The sequence below is a fragment of the Geminicoccus harenae genome, from assembly GCF_019800005.1.
GTDB classification, from domain to species: domain Bacteria; phylum Pseudomonadota; class Alphaproteobacteria; order Geminicoccales; family Geminicoccaceae; genus Geminicoccus; species Geminicoccus harenae.
This window is the reverse complement of the sequence record NZ_JABGCL010000003.1, coordinates 138,132-164,032: the sequence shown is the minus strand read 5'-3', so window position 1 is coordinate 164,032 and position 25,901 is coordinate 138,132. Positions and strand designations below refer to the sequence as shown.

Sequence of the window (25,901 nt, the reverse complement as noted above, 5' to 3'; positions counted from 1 at the left end):
GGCCATCATACACGGCGGGGGCAGGAATGGTCAGCGGTCCTTCACGTAGGGCACGCCGATCGCCTTGGGTGCCACCGCGCGGCCGACGAAGCCGGCCAGCAGGACCACGGTCACGACATAGGGGATGGCCTGGACGAACTGGGTAGGGATCTCGCCGATGCCCGGGACCGGCAGGCCCTGGAGGCGGATCTGCAGTGCGTCGGTGAAGGCGAACAGGAGGCAGGCCAGCAGCGTCGGCACCGGCCGCCACTTGCCGAAGATCAATGCTGCGAGCGCCAGGAAGCCCTTGCCGGCACTCATGTCGCGCAGATAGCCGGCATTCTGGGCAATCGACAGATAGGCGCCCCCGATCCCGCACAAGGCGCCCGAGACCATGAGTGCCCGGTAGCGCATCCACGGCACCGAGATGCCGGCCGTGTCGACCGCGGCCGGGTTCTCGCCGACCGCACGCAGGCGCAGGCCGAACCGGGTTTTCCAGATCACCCAGAAGGTCAGCGGTACCGCCAGGAAAGCCAGATAGACCAGGAGGTTGTGGCCGGAAAGCAGCTCGGCATAGATCTGGCCGACGACCGGCACCGAGCGCGCCGCCTCGGCAAACGGCAGCGTCAGCGAGGGGAAGCGGGCGGCTTCCGCGGTGACCGGGATGCGGCCGGCCTGCTGGAACCAGGCATTGGCCAGGACCGGCCCGAGGCCGGCCACCAGGATGTTCAGCGCCATGCCGGAGACGACTTGGTCACCGCGATGGGTGATGGTGGCAAAGCCATGGACCATGGCCAGGCCCCAGCCGAACGCCATGGCGGCGATGAGGCCGATCCAGGCGCTGCCGGTGAGCTGTGCGGCAGCGGCGGCGGCAAAGGCACCGCCCAGCAGCTTGCCCTCCAGGGCGATGTTGACGATGCCGGCGCGCTCGCAGAACAGGCCGGCCAGTGCCGCCAGGATCAAGGGTGCCGCCAGCCGGATCGTGCTGTCCAGCAGGAGCAGGGCCGGGAGCCAGAGGTCGCTCACGCCGGCACCGCCCGGCGGCGGCGGAACAGGGCTTCCAGGGACGGCCGGAAGAAATGCTCCAGGGCGCCGGCGAACAGGATCACCAGGCCCTGGACCACCACGACCATGTCCTTGTTGATCGCCGGCATGTCGAAGGCCAGCTCCGAGCCGCCCTGGTAGAGTGCCCCGAACAGCAGGGCTGCCAGCAGGATGCCTATCGGGTGGTTGCGCCCCATCAGCGCCACCGCAATGCCGACGAAGCCGTAGCCGCCGGTGAAGTTGAGCAGCAGGCGGTGGTGGCTGCCCATCACCTCGTTCAGCGCGATGAAGGAGGCGAGCGCACCGGACAGGGCCATGGCGATCATCTGCCAGCGCGCGGGGGAGATGCCGGCATAGATCGCGGCCTGGTCGTTGCGGCCGACCACGCGCAGCTCGAAGCCGGCGCGGGTGCGGCTCAGGAACAGGGAGAACAGCAGGGTGCAGACCAGCGCCCAGAAGAACGACAGGTTGAGAGGTGCCCGCGGCAGGTCGAGCCCGATGGCGGCACCCAGCTGCCAGAGCTGCGGCATCCAGGCGTTCTCGGCAAAGGTGACGGTCTCGGGCGAGGAGCTGCCGGGCCGGATCAGCACATAGACCAGCAGGTAGGTCATGATCGACGCGGCGATGAAGTTGAACATGATCGTCGTGATGACGATGTGGCTGCCACGCCTGGCCTGCAGCCAGCCCGGGATGAAGCCCCATGCGGCGCCGAACGCCGCGGCCGCAATGGTAGCCAACGGCAGGATCACGAAGAACGGCAGGTCGCCCAGATACAGGCAGACCAGGGTCAGGCCGAGCCCGCCGATATAGGCTTGGCCTTCCGCGCCGATGTTGAACAGGCCCGCATGGAAGGCGATGGCCACCGCCAGGCCGGTGAACACGAAGTTGGTCGCGTAGAACAGGGTCCAGCTCAGCAGCTCAGGGCTGCCGAAGGCGCCGCGCACCAGGTAGCCGGACGCTTCCAGTGGGTTCTCGCCCAGCGCCAGCACGACGAGGCCAGCAATCAGGAACGCTACCACCAGGTTGAGCAGCGGCAGGAGGCCGTAATCGGCCCAGGCTGGAAGTGGGCTGCGTCCGCCCATGGCCATCAGGGGGAGCCTCGGTCGGTTGGAGCCATGTCGTCCTTCACCATCGCCATCTCGGCAACCACTCCCCCGGACCTGCCAGCTCGCACGTTCCCCGCGGGCCCCTACCTCGACCACCACGTTTCAGGACGGTCAACCTGCGCTCCACACCCGAGCACCCTGCCGTGAGCTTGGCGGGCTCGGGGCGACGGATCAACTGACCACAGCGCCTGCCGGCCGACAGAGCCGATCCCTCTCTTCGCAGCCGGTTCACAGGAGCCTGAGCCGCTCAATCATTTGGTAAGATTTGCCTGCTACGTTCGCTCCGCTGCCGATCACCATCCATGGCAGATCGGCATCCTGATCTGCCGCGGCTCGGTTCCTATGGGTTGCCAGATGAGCCGGATCGTTCGTGGTCGGAGGGGTCGTGCGCCAGCAGTCAGCACCGGTCTTCGTGCCGGAACAGGGCCAGGCGGTAGTGCTGCCGGCCGCCGACCGGTCCGGCAGCGCGCTCTATGACGAGGGCTGGATCCAGCGGCTCGTGCACGAGCATCCGGCCGTTCTGCCGATCGAGCGGATCGAGCCGGGCTTCACGCGGATCGTGCCGGTCTGCCAGGAACTGCCGCTGCGCTCAGGTAGCCTCGACAACCTCCTGATGACGCCGGACGGCAATCTGGTGCTCGTCGAGTGCAAGCTGTGGCGCAACCCGCAGGCAAGGCGGGAGGTCCTGGCGCAGGTCATCGACTATCCGAAGGATCTGGTCCGGCTGGACTACGAGGCGCTCGAGGAGGCCGTCCGCCGCGCCCGGCGCGACCAGAGCCCGCTCTACCGACTGGCCGACAGCGACCTGGACGAAGCGACGTTCGTCGATGCCGTTGCCCGCAACCTCCGGCTCGGGCGGGTCCTGCTGATCGTGGCAGGCGATGGGATCACCGAAGCGATGCAGGCCATCGCCGACTATCTGCAGCAGCATGCCGGGCTGCATTTCACCCTGGCACTGGTCGAGCTCGCCATCTTCGATCTGCGCGGACATGGGCGGGTGGTCGTGCCATCCATCCCGCTGCAGACAACCAACGTGGTGCGCGGGATCGTCCTGCTGGAAGATCGACCCGGGGTGCCCGTTCCAACGGTCCACATCATGCCGCCGCCGGACACGGCGGGGTCGCGGCGTGCAAGCAACATCACGGAGGCGGAGTTCTTCTCAGCCCTGGATGCGCGGCGCCCAGAAACCTCCATCCGTCTGCTCGCTCTGGTCGAGAAGGGCCAGGACATCGGCCTGTTCATCTATGTCAGGAAGACCCTGATCGTCGCCTTCCCGACCGAAGGAGACCGCGTGCGGGTGCTGGTGGTCGATCAGAACGGCCATGCCGATACGAGCTATGTCTGGTGGCTCCAGACCGACCGATCGATCACGATCGCCTATCTGGAGGAGATGGCAGATGCCATTCCTGGCGCGCTGGTACGGCAGACCGAGTCACCCTACGTCAGGTTTCCGGACCGCCCATTGTCGATCTGGGACGTGCTGGATCACGGGGATGCCTGGCTGGAGGCGGTCATGAGCTACCGTGCCGCGACCCAGGCAGCCGGCCAGCGAAGTGCCGCCTGACCGATGCAGATGGTTCCCGGGTGTTCCGCCGGTGCACAGGCAAGGACGGCACTCGGTCCCTGCCGGCGTCACGACCATCGTCCCCGATCGGCCTGGTCACGCAGCCTCTTTGCGCACGCCGGCCATGAGCAGGCCGATCCGCTTCTCGTCGGCCGCCCTGCCCTCGACCTCGCCGGTGAAGTGGCCGTCGAACATCACCAGGATGCGGTCGGCCAGGGCCATGATTTCGTCGAGCTCGACCGAGACCAGCAGCACGGCCTTGCCGGCGTCGCGCAGCTCGATCAGGCGGCGGTGGATGAACTCGATGGCGCCGATGTCGACGCCGCGGGTCGGCTGGCCCACCACCAGCAGCACCGGGTCGTGCTCGATCTCGCGGGCCAGCACCAGTTTCTGCTGGTTGCCGCCGGAGAAGGCGGTGGCGGCATAGTCGGGGTCAGGTGGGCGCACGTCGAAGATCCGCATCCATTCGCCGCAGCGGCGCTGCAGCATCGGGCGGTCCAGGAACGGGCCACTCACGCAGTCCGGGCGGTCCTGGTAGCCCAGCAGCGCGTTCTCCCAGGCGGGGAAGCCGGCGACCAGGCCCATGCGCAGCCGGTCCTCGGGCACGTGGCCCAGCCCCTCTGGCCGCCCCTCGCCGCCCCGGACCGGATGGCCGTCCAGCTCGATCCGGCCGGAACTGGCGGCCCGGATGCCGGTGACCGCCTCCAGGAGTTCGGACTGGCCATTGCCGGCCACCCCGGCGATGCCCAGGATCTCGCCGCGGCGGACCTCGAACGAGACGCCCTTGACCCGCTGCACGCTCTGCCGGTCGGTCACCACCAGATCGTCCACCTTCAGCGCCACCGGCCCGGGACGCGCCTCGCCCTTGGCGACCCGCAGCAGGACCTTGCGCCCGACCATCAGCTCGGCCAGCTCCTCGCGCGAAGTCCCGGCGGTCGGGCGGTGCGCCACCATGGCTCCCTGGCGCATGACGCTCACCTGGTCGGTGACCGCCATGATCTCGCGCAGCTTGTGGGTGATCAGGACGACCGTGCGGCCCTGGGCGCGCAGGCTCTTCAGGATGCGGAACAGATGGTCGGCCTCCTGCGGGGTGAGCACCCCGGTGGGCTCGTCCAGGATCAGGATGCGCGCACCCCGGAACAGGGCCTTCAGGATCTCGACGCGCTGCTGCACGCCCACCGGCAGGTCCGACACCAGTGCGTCCAGCGGCACGTCCAGCCGGTATTCGCGCTCCAGGCGCTCGACCTCCGCCCGGGCGCGCGCGGCACCGCCGGCCAGGAGCGGCCCGCCTTCCGCCCCCAGCAGCATGTTCTCCAGCACGGTGAAGGTCTCGACCAGCATGAAATGCTGGAACACCATGCCGATCCCGGCCCGGATCGCGTCCTGCGGCCCGGTGATGCGCACCTCCTGCCCGTCGATCAGGATCTGGCCGGCATCCGCCTGATAGAACCCGTAGAGGATGTTCATCAGGGTCGACTTGCCGGCGCCGTTCTCGCCGATGATCCCGTGGATCGTGCCGGCCCGGACCGTCAGGTCGACCGCGCGGTTGGCGTGGACCGGGCCGAACCGCTTGTCGATGCCGCGAAGCTCGACCGCGGCCGGGGCCGACGAGGGCTGCTGGCGCTGGAACATCGGCGCTCCGCGATGGGGGAATTTGCCTTAGCCAATGAACCTGGAGCGACCTCTTCCCGATCGGGTGGCTTCGCCTGATCGGGATTCGCTTCGGTGCGGTTCGGCCTAGTGCCACTCACTCCTGCTTGGAGTAGTAGTCCTGGACCTGGATCTCGCCCGAGATGATCTTGGCCTTGGCCTCGTCCAGCTTCGTCACGATGTCAGGGGTCAGCACGTCCTTGTTGTACTCGTCCAGCGCGTAGTCGACCCCGTCCTCCTTCAGGCCGAGATTGAGCAGGCCCGGCTTCCAGCTACCGTCCTGCGCCGACTTGAACGCCTCGTACACGGCGACGTCGACCCTTTTCAGCATCGAGGTCAGCACGTTGCCCGGATAGAGGTGGTTCTGGTTGCTGTCGACGCCGATCGAGAACTTGTCCTTGTCCTTGGACGCTTCCAGCACGCCCAGCCCTGCCGCACCGGCCGCGGCATAGACCACGTCGGCGCCGCCGTCATAATGGCTGAAGGCCAGTTCCTTGGCGCGGGTGGCATCGCTCCAGGCAGCCGGCGTGGTGCCGACATAGTTGGCGGTGAACTGGATGTCCGGGTTGGCCGCCTTGGCACCCTGCTCGTAGCCCCACTCGAAATTGTGGATCAGCGGGATGTCCATGCCGCCGACGAAGCCGATCTTGCCGGTCTGGCTCTTCAGGGCCGCGGCCATGCCGACCAGGTAGCTGCCCTCGTGCTCCTTGAAGAGGATCGACTGGACGTTCGGCTTGTCGACGCTGGCATCGATGATCGTGAACTTCGCATCCGGATAGCGCTCGGACATGGCTTCCAGCGAGGTGCCGAAGGCGAAGCCCACCACCACGACGATGCTGGCCCGCCTGGCCATGCGCTCCAGCGCCTGGTCGCGCTGGCTCTCGTTGGTCACCTCGAACTCGAGATAGGAGATCCCGGTTTCGGCCTTGAACTTCTCGGCGCCGTTATAGGCGGCCTCGTTGAAGGACTTGTCGAACTTGCCGCCCATGTCGAAGAGCAGGGCCGGCTGGAAGTCCTGGGCCTGTGCGGCCAGCGACAGGCCGAGGAGGCTGGCTGCAGCGAGAAGCGCCGAACGACGGATCATCTTCGTCTCCCAAGGGACCGGCCCATACGGAACCGGCCAGGCGCGGCGCGGCCGCCGCAGACATTTCGGCGAGCGTAGTTGCGACGCAGCGCTAGGCAAGGCCTGTCGCGTGCACGTGCGGACCTGTGCCGCCTGGAGCCTGTTACGGACCTGCCGGCGTGCTCATCCGGGATGGATGCCATCCCGCAAGCGGGGCCTGTCCGATCTATCCGACGACGCATGGGCGCTGGCGACTCTGTCCGAACTTGCTGTCGGAGGATGCCGGGCAACGTGAGTACCCGCTTTGGGAGATGTGCAGCGGGCTGCGCTGTCTGTCCTTCAGGCGTGGCTTGGTGTTCGGACTGCTTCCACATGCTGGCGCATGACCTGCGCCGTGCTCCGCCTGCCCCCGGGGCTACGCGGCGGTACCGTCCCACACGGACACTCCGCTCAGCCCTTGAGAGCGGCGGCAGGGGCGCCTGTGCTGGGCACCATGGCACCAGACTTGAAGCTGCACTGGGCTGTGAGCACCCGGCCACCTGCTGTCGCTGCACATCACGCCCGCCCATGCCGATGATCGTTCAGCCGTGGCGATCCTGGCCGAGATCGCCCAGGACGTAGCTGACCAAAACATGGATCTGGCCAGGTCGCTGAGGCTGCGCCGGCGAGCAACCCGCTCCGGCTACTGCCACACTTGGCATCTCCTTCCAGACCGTCAAACTGCCTGATGCCTGTTGCGGCTTCGTCCTCCTAACCAAGAGCAGCAGAACTCGCCGTAGTACGTAACAGCCTCTGGATCTTGACCCTGGGGTGTGGTGGTATGGTCGATCATCATGCGGCAAGAGATGCGCTCTGGGTCACGTTCTTCATAGCTGCGCCCGTACGACAGAGGCGGTTCGTCAGGCGCCCAGTTACGCCGAGAGAACGTGAGAGCGCTGGTCAAGCGCTATGGCGTCAGCCCGACTACGATCCGGAAGTGGTGCTGCGCGGCGGGCGACCGCGGACGCGCCCGTGGGGCCAAAGGAAGTTCGGTTGATCGTGCCGGCACCTGAAGAGGAAGCGATGATCGTCGCCTTCCGCCAAGCACACGCTCCTGCCGCTGGACGATTGCCTCCATAGCCTGCAGCCGCACCTGACCGCTCGTCCTTGTACCGCTGCTTGGCGAGACACGGCATCAGCCGTGGCCGGAGGTCGAAGGCGACAACCCGACAAGAAGTGATTTGCCGACTACCCGGCAGCGGATCCTGCCCACGGGCTCGACCGAGGGCCGCATCGACATTGCAGAGGTGTAGATCGCCGCGACGTGCGACCATGCCGTATCGAAATACGCTGAAAGAAGGCACATAGCGGCTCCGGCCTACGCGCCGCCTGCCAAGCTGCTTCGACCAGCATGGTGCGTGCGGCCCTGCCTGGTGATGCGTCCATGCCGCGGCTTGCCTGTTCCCGACTGGTGCATGCTCGGGTTCAGTCCGAGATAGGCCACGAGCCGATCCGGACCGGCAAACCGCGCCACCGGTTCGATCGCCGCGATCAGCCCGACTGCGACGACCATGTCGACGCCTGGGATCGTCATCAGCCGCGTGATATTCGGGTCAGCCCGCGCTTCGCGCGCCAGCTCGCGCTCGACCACCTTCAGGTCCTCGTTCAGCCGGCCGTGCCCGCGCAGGTGCCAAACGACCGCGTCGCTCTCTTCGGTCCGCAAAGGCTGTGTCAGCAGCCAAGCCCGCCCTCACGGCCCGAACAGGTCGTCGTGCGGACAGAGTGGCACGAGGTACGCGTGCAGGATCGACTGCACGATCGTCTTCAGCCGTGTGCTGCCGCACAATCTGGATGCGACGCGTCACCGCTGTCTGAGCCCAATCTTGATGCTCGATAGGCGGCCGAATACCGGGTCGGACTCGCAGGTCATGGTTCAAGGGTCGGCCTACCCGCACTTACGTGCTCCCGGCGCCCACGTCCCGGATGGGCTCGCCATGACGCCGATCCGAAGATCTGCGGGACAGCAGGACACCGAAGCCGTCATGCCGGATCGTGGACAGGTCGAGCAAATGAACCGCACGATCAAGAGCCTGCCCCGGGCAGGGACCCGGGGAACGCTACGGTCAAGCTGTACGACTACGACAGCCGCGACCAGCTAACGGCGCACCTGGAGTTGTTCGAAGGCGCCTACAACTACGCCCTGCGCCTGAAGACTCCGTGCGGCCTCACGCCCTACGAGTCCATCTGGCAGTTCTCGGCCAGAGAACTCGATCAGTTCAGGCTCGACCTGTCAGCCTACATGGCGGGATCGTGCACCTAACCGCGCGGTGCAGCCGCGCGGCGCAGCCGGTCGCGGATCGCCTCGGCCAGGCCGCTGCCGGGGATCGGCACCACCGCGATGCGCTCAGCGCCGGCCCGGTCGGCGGCGCGGAGCATGGCGAACAGGTTGGCGGCGGCCTCGGCGAGGTTGCCCGACGGGCTGAGATTGAAGGTGGCCAGCGCACCGGGCGGCACGTCGGTGCCGAAGGCCAGGAGTGCTTCGTCCGGCGCCACGTTTTCGGCGTCCAGGCGGACCGGGGCTGCCGGCGCGTAATGTGAGGCCAGCATGCCCGGGGCCGCCGGGCGGGCCGGGTCGCCCGAGGGTCCGGCCAGCGGGCCCAGCACCGCCTCGATCGCCTCACGCGGGAGCCCGCCCGGGCGGAGCAGGGCCGTGCGGTCCGGGCGGGACAGGTCGATCACTGTGCTTTCCAGGCCGACCGGGCATTCGCCACCGTCCAGCACCAGGGCGACGGCTTCGCCCAGATCCTCCTGCACATGGACGGCCTTGGTCGGGCTCACCCGGCCGGACGGATTGGCCGAGGGGGCCACCACCGGCCGGGCCGCCGAGCGCAGCAGTGCCTGGGCGACCGGATGGACCGGGACACGGATCGCCAGCGTCGCCAGGCCCGCCGTGGCGTGGACGGAGATCCCGTTCCCGGGCCGGGCCGGCAGGACCAGGGTCAGCGGACCCGGCCAGAACGCCGCTGCCAGCAGGCGGGCGCGCTCGTCCAGATGGACCAGGGGCTCCGCAGCCATCACGTCGGGCAGGTGGACGATCAGGGGATTGTGCGCGGGCCGGCCCTTGGCGGCATAAACGCGGCGCACCGCCTCGTCCTGGGTCGCGTCGGCCCCCAGGCCATAGACAGTCTCGGTCGGAAACGCGACGAGGCGGCCGGCGCGCAGGAGCGCCCCGGCCGCCTCGACCGTCGACGGATCGGGTGGAACGGGCTGGGTCACCCGGTGCGGCGGCTCCGCAGCAGGGCGGCACCCACGGCGATCGCGAGCAGGATCTTGGCGGTCTCGCTCAGGATGAACGGCAGGACGCCGTTGGCGATGGCGGCCTCAGGGCCCACCAGCACCGACAGCCAGGCGACGCCTAGGGTGAAGATCGTGAGGATCGACGCCACCACCGCGGCGGCGATGCGGGCCAGGCTCCGGTCGGACTGCACGAGCCGGCCGGCGATCGCGGCCGCGGCGACGAAGCCCAGGAGGTAGCCGCCGGTCGGGCCGACCAGATAGGCCAGGCCCATGCCGCGCTCAGGCGTGCCGGTGAACACCGGCAGGCCCATGGCGCCTTCGGCCAGGTAGGCGACCACCGTGGCGGCACCCAGGCGCCAGCCATAGGCCATGCCGATCAGGGCCACGACGGCGGTCTGCATGGTCATCGGCACCGGCCAGAACGGCACCTGGACCTTGGCCGAGGCGTAGAGGAGCAGCGTGCCGAACAGCACCAGCACGACATTGCGCAGGACCGGGCGGTCGGTAGGCCAGAGCCGGTCGATCGGAGTGACGAGGGTCGAGGACATGGCGGTTCCCAGGCAGAGAGCGGCGCAAGCTTAGGTGGAAGGCCGTCCAGCGCAAGCGGTCAGCGGCGCTGGAGCTCCCGCCAGCCGATATCGCGGCGGCAGAAGCCGTCCGGCCAGTCGATCCGGTCGACCGCCGCGTAGGCGCGGGCCTGCGCCTCGGCGAGCGTGGCACCCAGGCCGGTCACGTTCAGCACCCGCCCGCCCTGGGCCAGCAGCCGCCCGCCTTCCCGGCGCGTGCCGGCATGGAACAGGAGGAGGTCGTCCGATTCGAGTCCCTCCGTGCCACGGATCTCGGTGCCCTTGGCATAGCTGCCGGGGTAGCCCTTGGCCGCCATCACCACGCTCAGAGCATGGAGCGGCAGCCAGCGCAGGTTCATGTGGTGCAGCTGGCCGTCCAGCGCGCCCAGCAGGAGCTGGCAGAGGTCGGTCATCAGCCGGGGCAGGACCGCCTGACATTCCGGGTCGCCGAAGCGGACATTGTACTCGATCAGCTTCGGGCCGTCGGCGGTGAGCATCAGGCCCGCATACAGGAAGCCCGTGAAGGGATGCCCCTCTTCCGCCATGCCAGCCAGGGTCGGGCGGATGATCTGCGCCATCACCTGCTCGACCAGCGCATCGGTCAGCACCGGTGCCGGCGAATAGGCGCCCATGCCGCCGGTGTTCGGCCCCTGGTCGCCGTCGAAGGCGCGCTTGTGGTCCTGGGCAGTGCCGATCTCGAGCGCATGGCGGCCATCGCAGAGCGCGAACAGCGACGCTTCCTCGCCGACCAGGCATTCCTCGATCACCAGCGTGGCGCCGGCAGCACCGAAGCCGCCGGCAAGCGCGTCGTCCACCGCGGCCAGCGCCTCGTCCAGCGTGGTCGCCACCACCACGCCCTTGCCGGCGGCAAGCCCGTCGGCCTTGATCACGATGGGTGCTCCCTCGGCCCGGACATAGGCACGGGCCGCCTCGGCATCTTCCTGGGTGAAGGTGCGGTAGCGGGCAGTGGGGATGTCGTGGCGGGTGCAGAATTCCTTGGTGAAGGCCTTGGAGCTTTCCAGCCGGGCGGCGGCGGCACTGGGCCCGAACGCGCGGATGCCTTCACCGGCCAGCCGGTCGACCAAGCCCAGGGTCAGCGGCAGCTCGGGCCCGACCACCACGAGGCCGACCTCCTCGTCCCTCGCCAGGCGGACCAGGCCGTCGATGTCGTCGACCGCAACCGGGATGCAGCGCGCTACCGCCTCGATGCCGGCATTGCCCGGCGCGCACAGGACCTCGGTGACCATGGGCGAGGCCGCCAGCGACCAGCACAAGGCATGCTCGCGGCCGCCGCTGCCGATGACGAGGGTTTTCACAGGAACTATCTCCGCTCAGCGCGGGACGTGATGGACCGTCACGTCGAACGCTGCAAGCTGCGCGTCGGTCGTGACGAGGATGCAGTCCTCGATCCGCGCCTGGGCGACCAGCAGGCGATCGAACGGGTCACGGTGGAACAGGGGCAGCCGGCCGGCCTCGACCGCGTGCACGGCACGCACCGGCAGCTCCCTGAAGCCATAGCTGGCCAGCCGCTCCAGCAGGTCGGCCACGTCGAGGCCGAGCTTGCCGATGTTGGACTTCAGCGTCAGCTCGTAGGGTGTAACGGCGCTGAACATGGGCGCCGTCACGCTCCGCCGCAGCCGATCCTGGATGTCCGCGGGAATCCGCTCTGGCTCGTACAGCCAGCGCACCACGATATTGGTGTCGAGCAGGAAGCGCTGCATCTCCACAGATTATGGAGCCTCGGCCGGAGCCGGCACGTCGCCCCACCACTCCTCGCCCAGGTCTTCCTCGAGAAAGGCGATGGCTTGCCGGTCGAGCCTGCCTTCCAGCCCGCCTATCGGCCGAAGCCCGGCGGGTTCCACGGGCTCGATTCGGACAACGGGCTTACCGGCCCGAGCGATGATGACCTCCTCGCCACGCAGGGCAGCCTCGACCAGCTTCGACAGCTGGCTCTTCGCCTCGTGCATGTTGACGATCATCCATGCCCTCCTCTCGTAGCCAACCTAGCTAATCCGCGTGTTGCTGTCCATTGCGTTGCACAAGCGACCACTCCGGCTCTATCTGCCTCTGCAGGAGGAGTGAGGAACATGGCAGCGTCGAAACTCGCGGTAGGTGTCCTGGGTGCGTCCGGCTACACGGGTGCGGAACTCCTGCGCCTGCTTGCCCAGCATGACGGGCTGCGCGTCACGACGCTGACCGGCGACCGCATGGCCGGCAAGGAGATCGGTGAGGTCTTCCCGCATCTGGCGGTGCAGAAGCTGCCGAAGCTGGTGAAGATCGAGGACGTCGATTTCTCGACGCTGGACGTGGTGTTCTGCTGCCTGCCGCACGGCACCACCCAGGAGGTGCTGCGCGACCTGCCGCACAACGTGAAGATCGTCGACCTGTCGGCCGATTTCCGCCTCTACGACCCGAAGCAGTACCAGCAGGTCTATGGCCAGCCCCATGCCGCCGTCGAGCTGCAGAAGGAGGCGGTATACGGGCTCACCGAGCATTACCGCGACAAGGTCCGCACGACCCGGCTGGTGGCCAATCCCGGCTGCTACACGACCACGGCCGAGCTGCCGCTGATCCCGCTGCTGGCTGAGGAGCTGATCGAGCGCGACCCGATCGTGATCGACGGCAAGTCCGGCGTGTCCGGGGCCGGCCGCTCCCTGCGCGAGAACCTCCTGTTCGCCGAGGCGTCCGACAATTTCTCGGCTTATGGCGTCGGCAACCACCGCCACGCGCCGGAGATCGACCAGTGCCTGGGCGAGTTCGCGGGCGGGCGGGTCGAGGTGAGCTTCACCCCGCATCTGGTGCCGATGGGCCGCGGGATCTTCGCCACCATCTATGTCCGGCTGAAGGACGGGGTGGAGGTCTCGGACCTGCAGGAGCGGCTGGCGGAGACTTATACGGACGAGCCGTTCGTCCATGTCCTGCCGCCCAAGAGCCTGCCCTCGGTCAAGCAGGTGCGCGGCTCCAACCACTGCCTGATCGCGGTGCATCCCGACCGCGCGGCGGGCCGGGCGATCCTGCTCTCGGTGACCGACAACCTGGTCAAGGGCGCCTCGGGCCAAGCCCTGCAGAACATGAACGTCATGGCCGGCTTCGCCGAGACCAGCGGGCTCACCATCGGTCCGCTCTACCCGTGAGCGTCACGCCCGCCGATATCGAGGCAGCACGGGCGCGGATCGCCGGTGCGGTGGCCTGCACGCCGCTGCGGCTGTCGCGCACCCTGTCCGAGATCACCGGGGCCGACGTTTACCTGAAGTTCGAGAACTTCCAGTACACCGCCTCCTTCAAGGAGCGGGGTGCCCTCAACCGGCTGCTCCAGGCCGACCCGGATAAGCGGGCGCGCGGCGTCATCGCGATGTCGGCCGGCAACCACGCCCAGGGTGTGGCCTACCATGCGGCCAGGCTCGGCATCCCCGCCACGATCGTGATGCCGGCCTTCACCCCGATCGTGAAGGTGGAGAACACCCGCAAGCTGGGGGCCCGGGTCGAATTGTCCGGCAGCGGCGTCGAGGAGGCGGCCGACCATGCCCGCCAGATCGCCGCGGCCGAGGATCTGCTGTTCATCCACCCGTTCGACGACCCGCAGGTGATCGCCGGCCAGGGCACGCTCGCGCTGGAGATGCTGGACGAGGTGCCCGAGCTGGAGGTGCTGGTGGTGCCGGTCGGCGGCGGCGGGCTGATCTCCGGGATGGCCATCGCCGCCAAGGCGCGCAAGCCGGCCATCGAGGTGGTGGGCGTGGAGGCGGCGCTCTATCCCACCGTCTGGCGGCTGCGGCGCGGCCTGCCCACCGAGGCGGGCGGCCCCACCATCGCGGAAGGCATCGCGGTCAAGCAGCCGGGCAAGGTGACCCTGCCGATCATCGATACGCTGGTCGACGATGTGATGCTGGTGGACGAGGCGGCGCTGGAAACCGCCGTGCTGATGCTGCTCGAGATCGAGAAGACCGTGGCGGAGGGTGCGGGTGCGGCGGGCCTGGCAGCCCTGCTGGCCAATGCCGACCGCTTCCGCGGCCGCAAGGTCGGGCTCGTGCTGAGCGGCGGCAACATCGACAGCCGGCTGCTCTCGGCGGTGATCCTGCGCGGGCTGGTGCGGACCGAGCGGATGGTGCGCTTCCGGGTCAGCCTGCCCGACCGGCCAGGCAGCCTCACCCAGCTGACCGCGCTGATCGCGCGCTGCGGCGGCAACGTGGTGGACGTGGCCCACCAGCGGGCGTTCGCGCGGCTCTCGGTGATGCTGACCGATGTCGACGTGACGATCGAGACGCGCAATGCCCTGCATGCCCAGCAGATCCGCAACAGCCTGGCCGCGGAGGGTTTTCCGGTGCGCGGCCTGGACGAGGCGCGTCTTACCAGCGGATTGTGATCCGAAATAGGATCAAAGTCTTTAACCTCGCCGCAACTTCTGGTAGAGATCGGGTTCCGTCCCATGCCTCGGAGCGGCCCGGTGCGTGTCCTGATCCTGGCGACCAACCCCAGCCTTGCCGCCGGCCTCGCACGCGAGCCGGGTGAACGGCTCGACCTGCGCAGTGCCGCCGGGCTGGCCGAGGCCATGCTGCTGCGCGAGCGGCCGGGCTGGCAGCCGGACGCGATCCTGTCGGAGCTGACCCTGCCCGACGGCGAGGGCAGCGAGATCGTGGACGCGCTGGGCCAGGCCTTTCCCGCAATCCCGCTCCTGTTCGCCACGGCCGGGACCGGCCAGTTGCGCCGCCAGCTCCAGGCACTGGCCCTGCCTGCCCCTGCCCCGGCACGGCTACCGGGTGACGAGCAGCGCGAGCTGTTGGGGGAGATCGAGATCCTGGCGCGGCGCGCGGCGGAGCGGGCGGTGAGCCAGGCGGTCGACCGGCTGATGACGCGGCTCGGCCTGGACGACGAGCAGGGGGTGAAGAACGCGATCCGGCTGGCGCGGGCCTATGAGAATGCGCGTGAGCGGTTCTGGTCGGCAGTGACCTCCGGCCTGGCCAGCGGCCTGCTGATCGCCTTGGGCGTGGGCCTGATCGCCCTGGTCAAGGGTGGCCAGCTGGCGCCGTGACCGGTCGGATCATCCGCCGGCAGCACCTTCCTCCCAAGTTCAAAGCCCTCATTCTCCATATCCGGATATGTTCTTAATCAACGCGGTGCCCTCGTGCTTCGATTCCTGCTTTTTGCCCTGCCTCCCAAATTGTTAACCATATTCAGCCCGGCCCTGCGCACTGGATGATTGCGCTGCGCGGCATTTCCCGGCACATCCACGATTATTCTCGAACCATCCATTTTTTCACGCAGGAATAGAACATGGCCGATATTCGTCTCGCCTCCTCTATGGCGATCGTCGGGAGCGTCCTGACAGGCCTGGGCGCGTTCTGGGGCATGCATGGTGCGCTCGCCACCGATGGCTTCGCCAGCTCATGGCTGATTCCGATCGGCGCCGCCATCGGCCTCGCCTGTCTTCTGTCGACGTCCTGGCACTATGTCCTAGGCATGTCGCAACGCGCGCAAGGCGCGATGATCTCGCTGGTGCTCCTCCTGGGCGGGATGGTGACGGGGCTGGCGATCCTTACCTCGTCCTGGTGGCTGACCAGCGCGCTCGGCGGTGGTGTGGCGCTGCGCCACCACCATCAGGCCCAGTTCGACGTGCTCGAGACGGCGCTGCGCAAGGTCCAGGACCAGGCTGGGTCGGACCATGCCGTGTTGCAGGAGATAACTGCGGCCCGTAACTCCCTGGCCCGCTTGGCCGACGATGAGGCGGCCATCGGCGCCCTGAGTGGCCAGATGGGCGTCGGGCCCATTGCCCGGGATCTCCGCGAGATGTCGGCCAAGCTGGCCGAGGTGCAGGAGGCAGCGGGCGGGATCATCACCAGCCGCGAGGACCTGATCGCAAGAGCGCGCGCCCAGCTGGATCAGGCAAGACAGGCGTCGCTTGCAGGAGATGAGCCCGAAATCGCGCGCAGGCTCGCCGATGCCGGCAAGCCCGCGGCAGAAGCGGCCCGGCTGAACCTGGCGGATCAGGCCCCCATCATTCACCGGACCATCAGTTCCGATCTGGCACCAGTGCGCACGATGGTGGCCCAGCTCCGCACCGCCGTCCGCGAAGCAACGGAAGAACGGAAGGTGGTGGAGATCCCGCAATACCAGCCAATGACGCGCGCCGAAGCCGTCCTGCACCATGCGCAGCATTTGAAGGCAGCATGGGCCGTCTCGATCGCGCTGGAGTGCCTGATCTTCGCGATGCTGTGCGTGCTGGTGGTGCGTGCGCAGCTCGACCGGATGTACCCGCCGCAGGACGACGATCTGGACGGCGGCACCCCGATCGAGGTCACGACGCTTCGACGCGCGGCCTGAGCGGGCCTTGGTCCGCAGCGCCGGTGCCGAGTGCTGCCGCCAGATGCTCGGCCAGCAGGGCACCGGCCCGAGACAGGCTGGGCGAGCGGTGCAGGCGCAGCTCGGCGGCCGGCAGGGGCGGCAGGCCGTCGGCAGCATCCAGGCGCCGGAGCCGGGCCGGGAAGGTGGTGGACTTCACCACGGTGACGGCCAAGCCCTCGGCGGCAATGGCGGCAACCGCCGCCAGGCTGTGGCTGACGAAGGCCAGCCGCCAGCGCCGCCCGGCCCCGTCGAGCGCGCGGGTCGCCCACTGCCGGAACAGGCATCCGGGCGGGTAGAGCGCCAGCGGCAGCGGGTCCAGCCGGTGGTAGGCCTGGCCCGGGCCGGTCGCCCAGCAGGGCTGCTCCCTGCACAGGAACTGGCCCTCGCCCGAGCCTTCCGGATGCAGGGCGACCACCAGGTCGAGATCCGCGCCCAGCCGCTCCGGCATGCCCCCGGTCAGCCCCGTCTCCATCGCCACCTGGACCTGCGGGTAGGAGCGGGTGAAGGCGGCGAGCAGGCCCGGCAGCACCTGAGTGCCGTAATCATCCATCACGCCCAGCCGGACGGTGCCGGCCAGGTCTGGGGTCCGGAGGCTGGCCAGCGCCTCGGCCTGGAGCGCCAGGATCCGCCTGGCATAGTCCAGCAGGTTCTCGCCGGCGGGGCTGAGCTCGACCTGGACGGTGCTGCGGTGGAACAGCGCCGTGCCCAGCCGCTCCTCCAGCCGGCGGATCTGCATGCTGATCGCCGACTGGGTGCGGTGGAGCAGGCGGGCCGCGCGGGTGAAGGAGCGGAGGTCCGCCACCGCCACGAACGCCTTGAGCAGGTCGGGGTCCAGGTCAGGCGTACCCATCATATCCTGTGATGATGCTTATCAGGCCAATGCCATTCCTTGATGGGTAGGATGAAGCTATTCCGCCGGCAAGCGACATGGCGGGAGCGGACAGGCGATGGAATGGCTGGGCGTGCTGGCGGCCGTCCTCTCGAGCGGGCTCGGCGGCACGTCGGTGGGTGCCACCCGCTATCTGGCGGAAGCGCTCGATCCGCTGACCCTGGGTGCGCTGCGCTTCGGCATCGGCGCGCTGCTGCTGCTGCCGCTGGCGCTGCGCGTACCTGGCGGCCGGCCGCAGCCGGACGACTGGCCGGGCCTGATCGGGCTGGGCCTCCTGTTCTTCGGCCTGTTCCCGATCCTGTTCAACGCCTCCCTGATCTTCACCACCGCGGCGCGCGGCGGCCTGGCCCTATCGACCTTGCCGCTCCTGACCATGCTGGCTGCTGCCTTGCTGGGGGTGGAGCGCCTGACGCTCCGCAAGAGCCTGGGCGTGCTGGTCGCCATGGCCGGGGTCGCCGCGGCATTGCTGCTCTCCCTGGCCAAGGCCCCCGAGGGTGCTTGGCGGGGTGACCTGCTGATGGTCGCGGCGGCCGGCTGCATGGCGCTCTACAATGTCTGGTCGAGGCGGCTGGTCCGCCGGCTGGGTGCCGTGCCGTTCGCCACGTTCGGCATGGTGGTGGGTGCCCTGTGCCTGGGCATGGTCTCGGCGGGCACGGGCGGCCTTGCCAGCCTCGCCCGGCTCGAGACCGGGCAATGGGCGGCAGTGCTCTATCTGGGTGTGTTCGGCGGTGCGCTGACCTTCTGGCTGTGGGCATTCGCCCTGCTCCACACCACGCCCACCCGCGTCGCCATCTCGGTCACGGTCAACCCGGTGCTGGCCGCCCTGATCGGCGCCCTGCTGCTGGGCGAGCCGCTGCACTGGAGCCTGGTCATCGGCCTGGCCATGGTCGCCTGGGGCATCTGGCTCTCGGCCAGCAGCCCGGACGGCCGCCTGGTCGGCGCCCTGCCTGCGACCACGGGACGGCCGCCGGGCTGAGCTGCCGATCCTGATGGTCGCCGGCGGCTGTACCGGCAACCGGCTGCCTATCTTCCTTCGAGCAGAAGATCCGCCCGCCTGACCAATTCTGTCGGCCAGCCCAATTTGCGCCTTGGCTTTCTGAGCCTCTGACCAGCGCTGCCGACGTCCGATGAGCGGCCCATGGGCCGCTGCCAGACGTTCGCCATGCGTCCGGCTGCGATGGCGGCACCGCCACTGTGGCCTCTAGCTTGCACAGGGAGCCTTGCCGCCGTCTGTCAGCCGGTACCTCCGTCGCGAGCCACCGCCCCCTCTCTTAGCCGCCCGAGCTGATGCTTGCGACTAGATAATGGATATTGTATCCAATCCAGCAGCCACCACGCCGGACGGTCATGCCGAGCATCCATCGTACCGCCGCCAATCAGGTCGTCGCCGAGTTGCGCCGGCGGATCCTGTCGGGCGAGCTGCCGGCGGGGGCGCATCTGCGCCAGGAGGCGGTGGCGGAGATGTTCGGGCTGAGCCGGATTCCCGTGCGCGAGGCGCTGCAGCGGCTGGATGCCGAGGGTTGGGTCCGGTTTGCGCCGCATCGGGGGGCGTTCGTGTCCGGACTGTCGGCCGAGGAGGTGGCGGAGCTGTTCGAGCTGCGCCTGCTGCTGGAGCCGCATCTGCTCCGCCGGGCCGTGCCGCGCTTCGGGGCGGACGGGCTGGCGGCGCTGGAGCAGGCGGCGGCGGGCTTCGAGCAGGCGCTATACAGCGGCGAGCGTGAGCGCTGGGGTGCCGCGAACCGGGCCTTCCACCGCCAGCTCTATGCACCGGCCGGGCGGCCGCGCATCGCAGCGCTGGCGCAGGGCTTCGACGAGCGCATGGAAGCCTATGTCGCAGCCCATCTGGGCCTGGAGGGGATAGCACCACGGGCGATCGCGGAGCACCGCCGCCTGGTGGATGCGGTGGCGGCCCGGGACGTGGGACGTGCCACGGCCGTGCTGGTCGATCATCTGGAGCGGACCCGGGACGAACTCACCGGCTGGATCGCCCGGCGGGAGAAGGCGGCATGAGGATCACCGCGATCCGCGTCTGGCGCATCGAGCTGCCGCTGAAGGAGGGCAGCTATCGCTGGGCCGGCGGCAAATCGGTCGAGGTGTTCGACAGCACGCTGGTAGCGCTGGACACTGATGCCGGGCTTTGCGGGTTCGGCGAGGTCTGCCCGCTGGGACCGGTCTACCTGCCGGCCTATGCCGAGGGCGTGCGCGGTGGCATCCGCGAGCTGGGGCCGCATCTGCTGGGGCTGGATCCCCGCGAGCATGGCCGGCTCTGGCAGGCGATGGACGGCCGGCTCAAGGGCCACCCCTTCGTCAAGTCCGGGCTGGACATGGCCGTCTGGGACCTGCTGGGCAAGGCGACCGGCCTGCCGGTGGCGACGCTGCTGGGCGGGATCATGCAGAAGGAGGTTACCCTCTACCGGGCGATCAGCCAGCTCCCGGCCGACGAGATGGCCGCCAACCTGCAGGCGCACCGCGACAGCGGCTATCGTCGCTTCCAGCTCAAGGTGGGTGGCGACCCGGACGAGGACATCGCCCGGATCCGCGCCTGCCACGCGGTGCTGGAGCCGGGCGACCGACTGGTCGCCGATGCCAATACCGGCTGGCTGCCGGCAGACGCATTGCGGGTGGTCAATGCCGTGCGCGACCTGGACGTGTTCATCGAGCAGCCCTGCCAGAGCTTCGAGGAATGCCGTGCGGTGCGCGAGCGGACCACCCTGCCCTTCGTGCTGGACGAGAGCATCGACGGGCTGGAGCCCCTGCTGCGGGCGGCCGATCTTCGCGCCATGGACATGGTCAACATCAAGCTCAGCAAGCTGGGCGGCCTGACCCAGGCCCGCCTCCTGCGCGACCTGTGCGTGCGGCTGGGCCTGCTCATGATCGTCGAGGACAGCTGGGGCGGCGACGTCGCCACCGCGGCCATCGCCCATGCGGCGGCGAGCACGCCTGAGCGCAACCTGTTCGCCGCCACCGACTTCAACGGCTACGTGACCCGCAGCTTCGCCGATGGCGCACCACGCCGGGAAGGCGGGATCATGCGCCTGCCGGACGGTCCGGGCCTGGGCGTGACGCCACGCCTGGACGAGCTGGGCCAACCGCTCTTCACCATCACCTGATCCGCCCCCCTCACCTCGGGAGACCTGGCATGGCGATCGACTGGCACGGCGTGTTTCCCGCCGTCACCACCCAGTTCAAGGACGACGACAGCATCGACTTCGCAGCCAACGCCAAACATGTCGAGTGGCTGCTGGAGAGCGGCGTGCACGGACTGATCATGCTCGGCACGGTCGGCGAGAACGGCTCGCTCAGTGCGGACGAGAAGCGCGACGTGCTCAAGGCCACCCAGGAGCTGGTGGCGGGCCGGGTGCCGGTGGTGGCCGGCGTGGCGGAGAACCTCACCAGGGAAGCCTGCCGCTATGCCGAGGACTGCGCGAAGATCGGCCTGGACGGGCTGATGGTCCTGCCGGGCATGATCTACAAGGCCGACCCGCGCGAGAACGTCGCCCATTTCCGCACCGTGCTGGATGCCACCGACCTGCCGGTGCTCGCCTACAACAACCCGATGGTCTACGGCGTCGACCTGAAGCCGGAGACCTTCGTCGAGCTGGCCGACCAGAAGACCCTGGTGGCGATCAAGGAGAGTTCGGACGACCCGCGCCGGCTCACCGACATCGTGAACCTGACCGGCGACCGCTACACCCTGTTCTGCGGCGTCGACGACCTGATGATGGAAAGCGCAGTGCTGGGTGCGGCTGGCTGCGTGCATGGCATCGCCAACGCGTTCCCGGCCGAGACGGTCCGGATGTGGGAGCTGATGGCAGAAGGCCGCTATGCCGAGGCGCTGCCGCTCTACCGCTGGGCCACGCCCATGTTCCATCTCGATACCAGCCCGAAGCTGGTCCAGTACATCAAGCTGGTCCAGCATCTGGTCGGGCGCGGCAGCGAGCGGGTGCGCGCCCCGCGCCTGACGATTGCCGGCGAGGACCGCTCACGGGTCGAGGCGATGGTGAAGAAGGCCCTGGCCGAGCTACCGAAGCTGGGCTGAGCCTCCGCTTCAGCCCGAAAGGGCCTTTTCCGCCTCGCGGCGCATCGCGGCAAACGTGGCCGTCACGTCGGCCAGTTCCGTGCCGGGTGCGCCGATCGAGACCCGGACCAGCCAGCGCCCGTCCACCATGGCCGGGGTCAGATAGGCCGCGCCGGAGCGGTTGACTGCCTCGGCCCAGGCGCGGGTATGGCGGTCGAGCGCTTCGCCGGTCAGCCCTGGCGGTTCGTGGCGCACGCAGACCGTCTGCAAGGGCACGGGTGTCAGGACGCGCCAGTCCGGCGTTTCCGCGACCAGCTTCGCCAGGGCCTGGGCGTTGGCCAGGTCGCGGCGCAGGCGGGCCTGCAAGCCCTCCACGCCCTGCTCCCGAATCAGGAACCACAGCTTCAGCGCGCGGAAGCGCCGGCCGAGCGGGATGCCCCAGTCGCGCAAGTTGCGCACCTCCTCGTCCACCGACGACTGCAGGTAGGAGGGGTTGGTGGACATGACCCGGACCAGATGCTGCGGGTCACGCACGAAATAGAGCGAGCAGTCGAACGGGACGCCCAGCCATTTGTGCGGGTTGAAGACCAGGCTGTCGGCGGCCTCGATGCCCTGCCACATCCAGCGGCATTCCGGCAGGATCATGGCGCTGCCGGCCATGGCGGCATCGACATGCAGCCAGATGCCGTACCGGGTCGTCACATCGGCGATGGCGGCGATCGGGTCGAGGGCCGTGGTGGCGGTGGTGCCGGTGGTGGCGACCACCGCCATGGGGCGTCGCCCGGCCGCCAGGTCGGCGGCCACCATTTCGGCCAGCGCGTCGGCGCGCATGGCATGGGCGGCGTCCGTGGGCACCATCCGGATATGGTCGCGGCCGATGCCGGCGAGCAGCGCGCCCTTCTCCACCGAGGAATGGCTGCCGGCCGAGACATAGACGGTGAGCGGGGCCGCCTCCGCCTGCAGGCCGCCCTGGGCCAGGGCATAGCCGGTGGCGCGCTCGCGGGCGGAGATCAGGGCCACCAGCGTGCCGGTGGACGCAGTGTCGCCGATGACCCCCTGCCAGGCCGTCGAGAGCCCGGTCATCTGCCGCATCCAGTCGGTGACCACCTCCTCCAGCTCGGTGAGTGCCGGGGAGGACTGCCAGGACAAGCCGATCACGCCGAGCGCGGTGCTGACCAGATCGCCCAGCACCCCGGCCGGCAGGGCATTGGCCGGGAAGTAGCCGAAGAAGCGCGGATGCTGGAAGAAGGACAGATGCGGGACGATCAGCCGGTCCAGGTCGCTGATCACCGCCTCGAACGGCTCAGGCGTCTCTGGCGGTGCCGCGGGCAAGGCGGCGCGCAGCTCGCCCGGCCGGCTGGGAGCCTGGACCGGGCGCCCGGGCAGGCTGGTCTGGTGGTCGGCCAGCCAGTCGATCAGGGCGTGGCCGTGGCGGCGGAACTCCTCGGGCGTCATGGGGCCATGCTCTCCGGATGCGTCGCAGGGTCCATCGCGCCGGCCATCGGCGGAGGCAAGCCCGTCCGCACCGGCCTGCGTCAGAGCGGCGCCACGCTGTCCGCCGCCGGCAGGATGTTCTGGTTCAGGCTGAACAGGTTGGCGGGATCGTACTTCGCCTTCAGCCTCGCCAGCCGGGCATGGTTGCTGCCGAACGCACGCTGCACCGCTTCGGGCACCTCCTCGCTGGCGAAGTTGCCCATGTAGCCGCCGCTGGAGAAGGGCTGCAGGGCCTCCCAGGCCTGCCGCGCCCAGGCGATGTGCCGGGCGCTTTCGGCGCCATCCCGCCACTGCGCCATCAGCCCGACATTGAACTGGGCGTGGCGGAAGGCAAAGGCGGTGTCGTCCGGCCGCACCCGGCTGGCAGCTCCGCTATAGAGCCCGACCACGACCGCCGACATCGGCGAGGTCATGCGGTCGGCATGCTCGATCACCAGGTCGATCGCCTCGTCGGTCAGGGCCTGGAGGAAGGTCGACTTCCAGTAGTTGTGCGTGCCGTCCGGGAAGGCGTCGTCGAGCACGCGCTGCATCGCCGGGAACGGCATGGGCTGGACCGCGTCGACCATCGGCAGGCTGAAGGCGCGCAGTGCTGCGACGGCGCGCTGGCCCTCGGCCGGATCGCCGCAATGGCAGACGATCAACCCGACCGCCGCAGCCCCGTCCGGGGTGGTCAGGAAGCCGGCATAGGCGGTGAGCTCGTCCGGCGCCTCGGCCATCACCCTGCGGTAGTGGCGGAGCAGGGCCGCCGCCTGGTCGCGCGGGTAGATCAGGAGGCCGCCCAGCACGGTCCTGACCGGGTGCGCCTGGAACAGGAAGGAGGCGACGATGCCGAAATTGCCGCCGCCACCACGCAGCCCCCAGAACAGGTCGGGGTTCTGCTCGGCACTGGCGGTGACCACCTCGCCCGCGGCCGTGACGACCTCGCAGGTCAGCCCGTACCGGCGCACCAGCCAGCCGACCCCGCCGCCCAGGGTCAGCCCGGCGATGCCGGTGCGGGACACCACGCCGGTCGGGACCGCCAGGCCGTGCAGATGGGTCTCCCGGTCGACATCGCCCAGGGTGGCACCCGCCTGGACCCGTACGGTACGGCGCTCAGGGTCGACGAACACGCCGCGCAGGCCGGACAGGTCGATGACCATGCCGCCATGGCACAAGGCCCGGCCGGCGACGTTGTGGCCGCCGCTGCGCACCGCCAGGAGCACGTTCTCGGCACGGGCGAAGTTCACCGCGGCGACGATGTCGGCCACGCCGGCGCAGCGTACGATCAGGCTGGGCCGCCGGTCGATCTGGGCGTTCCAGATCCGGCGCGCCGCGTCGTAGCCGGCGTCCCCCGGCAGGATCACCTGGCCGTGGAAGCCGTTGCGGAACGTCTCGATCGAATCATGGGAAAGCGCGCTGCCGTCGCGCCGCCTGAGCTTGGCCGTGTCCATCTGCATCCTTCCGGAGCTGCTCGGTCCAGGCAGATGCCCGGACCTGAACGGGTACGCGCCGCCGTGCGGGCGGGACAGTGATCAAGATCACCTGCACGAGCGTGGGATGCTCCGGGTACGGCCACCGACGAGAAAGGGCCGGACGCTGCCGCCCGGCCCTCGTTCAGCCAGCCTGCGCCGAGGCTCGGCTCACTTCATCAGCGCTTCGGTCTGCTCGACGATCTGGGCCAAGCCGTCCTTCGGCTCGACATCGCCGCGCATCACGTTGGCGATGATGTCGCGCTGGGTGCGCCAGATGCGTACCGAGTTGCCGCCCGGATAGCCCTGCCACGGGCGCGAGCGGTCGATCTGGCTGGTGACGGTGGCGAAGTTCGGGTTGGCCTCGTAGAACGGCCCCAGATAGTCTGGCCCGGTCGCGAGCTTGTTGGTCGGCATGTAGCCGGTGGTCTCGACCACGATCGTCTGGGCCTGCGGGCCGGTCACGAACTTGATGAACTCCCAGGCGGCCTTCTGCTTGGCCTCATCCTTCGCCGTGATGATCGCGGCATTGCCGCCGGTCGGCAGCTTGCCGTTTTCCTTGTTGCTCACCGGGAAGGCCACGGTCCGCATCTTGAACTTGTCGCCGATCAGCTCGGTGACCTGGCGGACGCGGGCCGGCGTGTCGAACTGGATGCCGGTCTGGCCGGCGACGAACTGCTGGCGGGACTCGTTGAAGTTGATCAGCTTCATGCCGCCCTCGGCGACGAAGCGCCGCGCATCCTCCAGGACGTGCAAGCCGAGCTCGTTGTCGTAGGCGACCTTGCCCGTGGCAGGGTCGTAGAGCTCGCCGCCTGCCTGGAAGATCAGGGTCTGCCAGAGCCAGTCGTCCGGCCAGTCATGCACGTTGTAGGTGATGCCGGACACGCCGGGCGTGGCGTCCTTGATCTTCCCGGCGAGCGTGATGATCTCGTCCAGCGTCGTCGGCATGTTGTCCGGGTCGCCGCCGGCCGCCCGCACCAGGTCCTCGTTGACGTACATGACGCAGCTGGAGGCCGCGACGCCCAGGCCGCGCTGCACGCCGTCGACCTGGCCGACGCTCAGGATGGCCGGGGCATAGTTGGCTTCCCGCCATTCGGCGGGCTCGGCCTCCAGGAGCGGGCCGAGGTCCATGATCTGGCCGCGGCGCTCCAGCGTGTGGGTCAGCTCGGCCAGCAGGTGGTAGCCGGCATAATAGACGTCGGGGAGCTGGTTGGTGACGGCGGCGCGCAGCATCACCTGATGGCCCTCGTCATAGTCCGCCGCGGGCGCCCGGTAGACGATCTTGATGTCCGGGCGCTGCTTCATGAACTCGGCAGCGATCGGCTCGTGGAACTGCGAGAAGGAGGGCTGGGTGTAGAACACGTCCAGCGTCACCTCCTCGGCGGCCAAGGCCGGCATGCCCAGCCGCATGGCGCCCAGCGTGGTGGCGCCGAGCGCGGTGCCGGCAAGCAGAGTGCGTCGCTTCATT

At 69.0% G+C, this 25,901-nt stretch carries 22 protein-coding genes and 3 pseudogenes; 11 read left to right on the top strand and 14 right to left on the bottom strand.

Annotated elements, in window-relative coordinates; translation table 11 throughout:
- Positions 1-30 precede the first annotated feature (30 nt).
- Positions 31-1,005, bottom strand: a complete 975-nt coding sequence (locus HLA95_RS28010; RefSeq protein WP_223861438.1) for an ABC transporter permease — start codon at positions 1,003-1,005, stop codon at positions 31-33.
- Positions 1,002-2,111 carry an ABC transporter permease gene (locus HLA95_RS28005; RefSeq protein ID WP_223861439.1) on the bottom strand — a complete coding sequence of 370 codons (1,110 nt, stop codon included), beginning with the start codon at positions 2,109-2,111 and terminating at the stop codon, positions 1,002-1,004. Before HLA95_RS28005 ends, HLA95_RS28010 begins: the two co-directional genes overlap by 4 nt.
- 403 nt (positions 2,112-2,514) lie before the next feature.
- Between HLA95_RS28005 and HLA95_RS03450 the strand changes: the two genes are divergently transcribed.
- Positions 2,515-3,693 (top strand): hypothetical protein, encoded by a 1,179-nt coding sequence (locus tag HLA95_RS03450; protein ID WP_222182410.1) that lies wholly within the window; start codon positions 2,515-2,517, stop codon positions 3,691-3,693.
- Positions 3,694-3,789: 96 nt separating this feature from the next.
- Here HLA95_RS03450 and HLA95_RS03445 read toward each other — a convergent pair whose 3' ends face one another.
- A complete protein-coding gene (locus HLA95_RS03445) occupies positions 3,790-5,325 on the bottom strand; it encodes an ABC transporter ATP-binding protein (RefSeq protein WP_191058885.1) in 1,536 nt (511 codons plus the stop codon).
- 115 nt (positions 5,326-5,440) lie between these two features.
- Positions 5,441-6,427, bottom strand: coding sequence for a BMP family lipoprotein (locus HLA95_RS03440; protein WP_191058886.1), 987 nt, complete (start codon positions 6,425-6,427; stop codon positions 5,441-5,443).
- 831 nt (positions 6,428-7,258) lie between these two features.
- On the opposite strand from HLA95_RS03440, the pseudogene HLA95_RS28000 reads away from it, so the two are divergent.
- Positions 7,259-7,695 (top strand): annotated as a pseudogene (locus HLA95_RS28000) (transposase family protein); the annotation flags it as partial.
- Here the strand turns inward: HLA95_RS28000 and HLA95_RS03435 are convergent.
- Positions 7,689-8,250 (bottom strand): annotated as a pseudogene (locus HLA95_RS03435) (transposase); the annotation flags it as partial. The pseudogenes HLA95_RS28000 and HLA95_RS03435 sit on opposite strands and share 7 nt — an antisense overlap.
- A gap of 189 nt (positions 8,251-8,439) precedes the next feature.
- On the opposite strand from HLA95_RS03435, the pseudogene HLA95_RS29880 reads away from it, so the two are divergent.
- Positions 8,440-8,705: pseudogene (locus HLA95_RS29880) on the top strand (IS481 family transposase); the annotation flags it as partial.
- Here the strand turns inward: HLA95_RS29880 and HLA95_RS03430 are convergent.
- The 5 genes from HLA95_RS03430 to HLA95_RS03410 are packed head-to-tail and all read right to left on the bottom strand — an operon-like array spanning position 8,702 to position 12,227.
- Positions 8,702-9,661, bottom strand: coding sequence for an L-threonylcarbamoyladenylate synthase (locus HLA95_RS03430; RefSeq protein WP_222182408.1), 960 nt, complete (start codon positions 9,659-9,661; stop codon positions 8,702-8,704). The pseudogene HLA95_RS29880 and the gene HLA95_RS03430 overlap by 4 nt on opposite strands.
- Positions 9,658-10,230, bottom strand: coding sequence for a biotin transporter BioY (locus HLA95_RS03425; RefSeq protein WP_222182406.1), 573 nt, complete (start codon positions 10,228-10,230; stop codon positions 9,658-9,660). The genes HLA95_RS03430 and HLA95_RS03425 overlap by 4 nt, the downstream gene beginning before the upstream one ends.
- A gap of 59 nt (positions 10,231-10,289) precedes the next feature.
- Entirely contained in the window at positions 10,290-11,564 is a 1,275-nt protein-coding gene (gene purD / locus HLA95_RS03420) for a phosphoribosylamine--glycine ligase (protein ID WP_191060272.1), read from the bottom strand.
- Between the two features lie 15 nt (positions 11,565-11,579).
- Positions 11,580-11,969 carry a type II toxin-antitoxin system VapC family toxin gene (locus HLA95_RS03415; protein ID WP_191060271.1) on the bottom strand — a complete coding sequence of 130 codons (390 nt, stop codon included), beginning with the start codon at positions 11,967-11,969 and terminating at the stop codon, positions 11,580-11,582.
- A 9-nt stretch (positions 11,970-11,978) separates the two neighbouring features.
- Complete coding sequence (locus HLA95_RS03410; RefSeq protein ID WP_191060270.1) at positions 11,979-12,227, bottom strand: type II toxin-antitoxin system Phd/YefM family antitoxin; 249 nt, start codon at positions 12,225-12,227, stop codon at positions 11,979-11,981.
- Positions 12,228-12,335: 108 nt separating this feature from the next.
- On the opposite strand from HLA95_RS03410, the gene argC reads away from it, so the two are divergent.
- The 4 genes from argC to HLA95_RS03390 all read left to right on the top strand — a co-directional run bounded on the left by argC (position 12,336) and on the right by HLA95_RS03390 (position 16,563).
- On the top strand, positions 12,336-13,382 hold the full coding sequence (argC, locus tag HLA95_RS03405; RefSeq protein ID WP_191060269.1) for an N-acetyl-gamma-glutamyl-phosphate reductase: 1,047 nt from the start codon (positions 12,336-12,338) through the stop codon (positions 13,380-13,382).
- The gene (locus HLA95_RS03400) at positions 13,379-14,608 is read left to right on the top strand and encodes a threonine ammonia-lyase (RefSeq protein ID WP_191060268.1); all 1,230 of its coding nucleotides are present in this window, start codon (positions 13,379-13,381) and stop codon (positions 14,606-14,608) included. Before argC ends, HLA95_RS03400 begins: the two co-directional genes overlap by 4 nt.
- An 81-nt stretch (positions 14,609-14,689) precedes the next feature.
- A complete protein-coding gene (locus tag HLA95_RS03395) occupies positions 14,690-15,274 on the top strand; it encodes a response regulator (protein ID WP_191060267.1) in 585 nt (194 codons plus the stop codon).
- A gap of 242 nt (positions 15,275-15,516) precedes the next feature.
- Complete coding sequence (locus tag HLA95_RS03390) at positions 15,517-16,563, top strand: hypothetical protein (protein ID WP_191060266.1); 1,047 nt, start codon at positions 15,517-15,519, stop codon at positions 16,561-16,563.
- Here HLA95_RS03390 and HLA95_RS03385 read toward each other — a convergent pair.
- Positions 16,538-17,434, bottom strand: a complete 897-nt coding sequence (locus HLA95_RS03385; RefSeq protein WP_255591404.1) for a LysR substrate-binding domain-containing protein — start codon at positions 17,432-17,434, stop codon at positions 16,538-16,540. The genes HLA95_RS03390 and HLA95_RS03385 overlap by 26 nt on opposite strands.
- A 97-nt stretch (positions 17,435-17,531) precedes the next feature.
- Between HLA95_RS03385 and HLA95_RS03380 the strand changes: the two genes are divergently transcribed.
- The 4 genes from HLA95_RS03380 (at position 17,532) to HLA95_RS03365 (ending at position 21,512) form a co-directional block, all read left to right on the top strand.
- Positions 17,532-18,449: a DMT family transporter gene (locus HLA95_RS03380; RefSeq protein ID WP_191061889.1), complete on the top strand. Its 918-nt coding sequence runs from the start codon at positions 17,532-17,534 to the stop codon at positions 18,447-18,449.
- 371 nt (positions 18,450-18,820) lie between these two features.
- On the top strand, positions 18,821-19,483 hold the full coding sequence (locus HLA95_RS03375; protein WP_222182402.1) for a GntR family transcriptional regulator: 663 nt from the start codon (positions 18,821-18,823) through the stop codon (positions 19,481-19,483).
- On the top strand, positions 19,480-20,583 hold the full coding sequence (locus HLA95_RS03370; protein WP_191061252.1) for a cis-3-hydroxy-L-proline dehydratase: 1,104 nt from the start codon (positions 19,480-19,482) through the stop codon (positions 20,581-20,583). The genes HLA95_RS03375 and HLA95_RS03370 overlap by 4 nt, the downstream gene beginning before the upstream one ends.
- Before the next feature lie 29 nt (positions 20,584-20,612).
- Positions 20,613-21,512, top strand: coding sequence for a dihydrodipicolinate synthase family protein (locus tag HLA95_RS03365; protein ID WP_191061251.1), 900 nt, complete (start codon positions 20,613-20,615; stop codon positions 21,510-21,512).
- A 9-nt stretch (positions 21,513-21,521) separates the two neighbouring features.
- Here HLA95_RS03365 and HLA95_RS03360 read toward each other — a convergent pair whose 3' ends face one another.
- The 3 genes from HLA95_RS03360 to HLA95_RS03350 all read right to left on the bottom strand — a co-directional run bounded on the left by HLA95_RS03360 (position 21,522) and on the right by HLA95_RS03350 (position 25,900).
- Positions 21,522-22,946, bottom strand: coding sequence for a pyridoxal phosphate-dependent decarboxylase family protein (locus tag HLA95_RS03360; RefSeq protein ID WP_191061250.1), 1,425 nt, complete (start codon positions 22,944-22,946; stop codon positions 21,522-21,524).
- A gap of 80 nt (positions 22,947-23,026) precedes the next feature.
- Positions 23,027-24,415 (bottom strand): FAD-binding oxidoreductase, encoded by a 1,389-nt coding sequence (locus tag HLA95_RS03355; RefSeq protein WP_191060541.1) that lies wholly within the window; start codon positions 24,413-24,415, stop codon positions 23,027-23,029.
- Between the two features lie 189 nt (positions 24,416-24,604).
- A complete protein-coding gene (locus HLA95_RS03350; protein WP_191060540.1) occupies positions 24,605-25,900 on the bottom strand; it encodes an ABC transporter substrate-binding protein in 1,296 nt (431 codons plus the stop codon).
- Position 25,901: the final 1 nt, after the last annotated feature.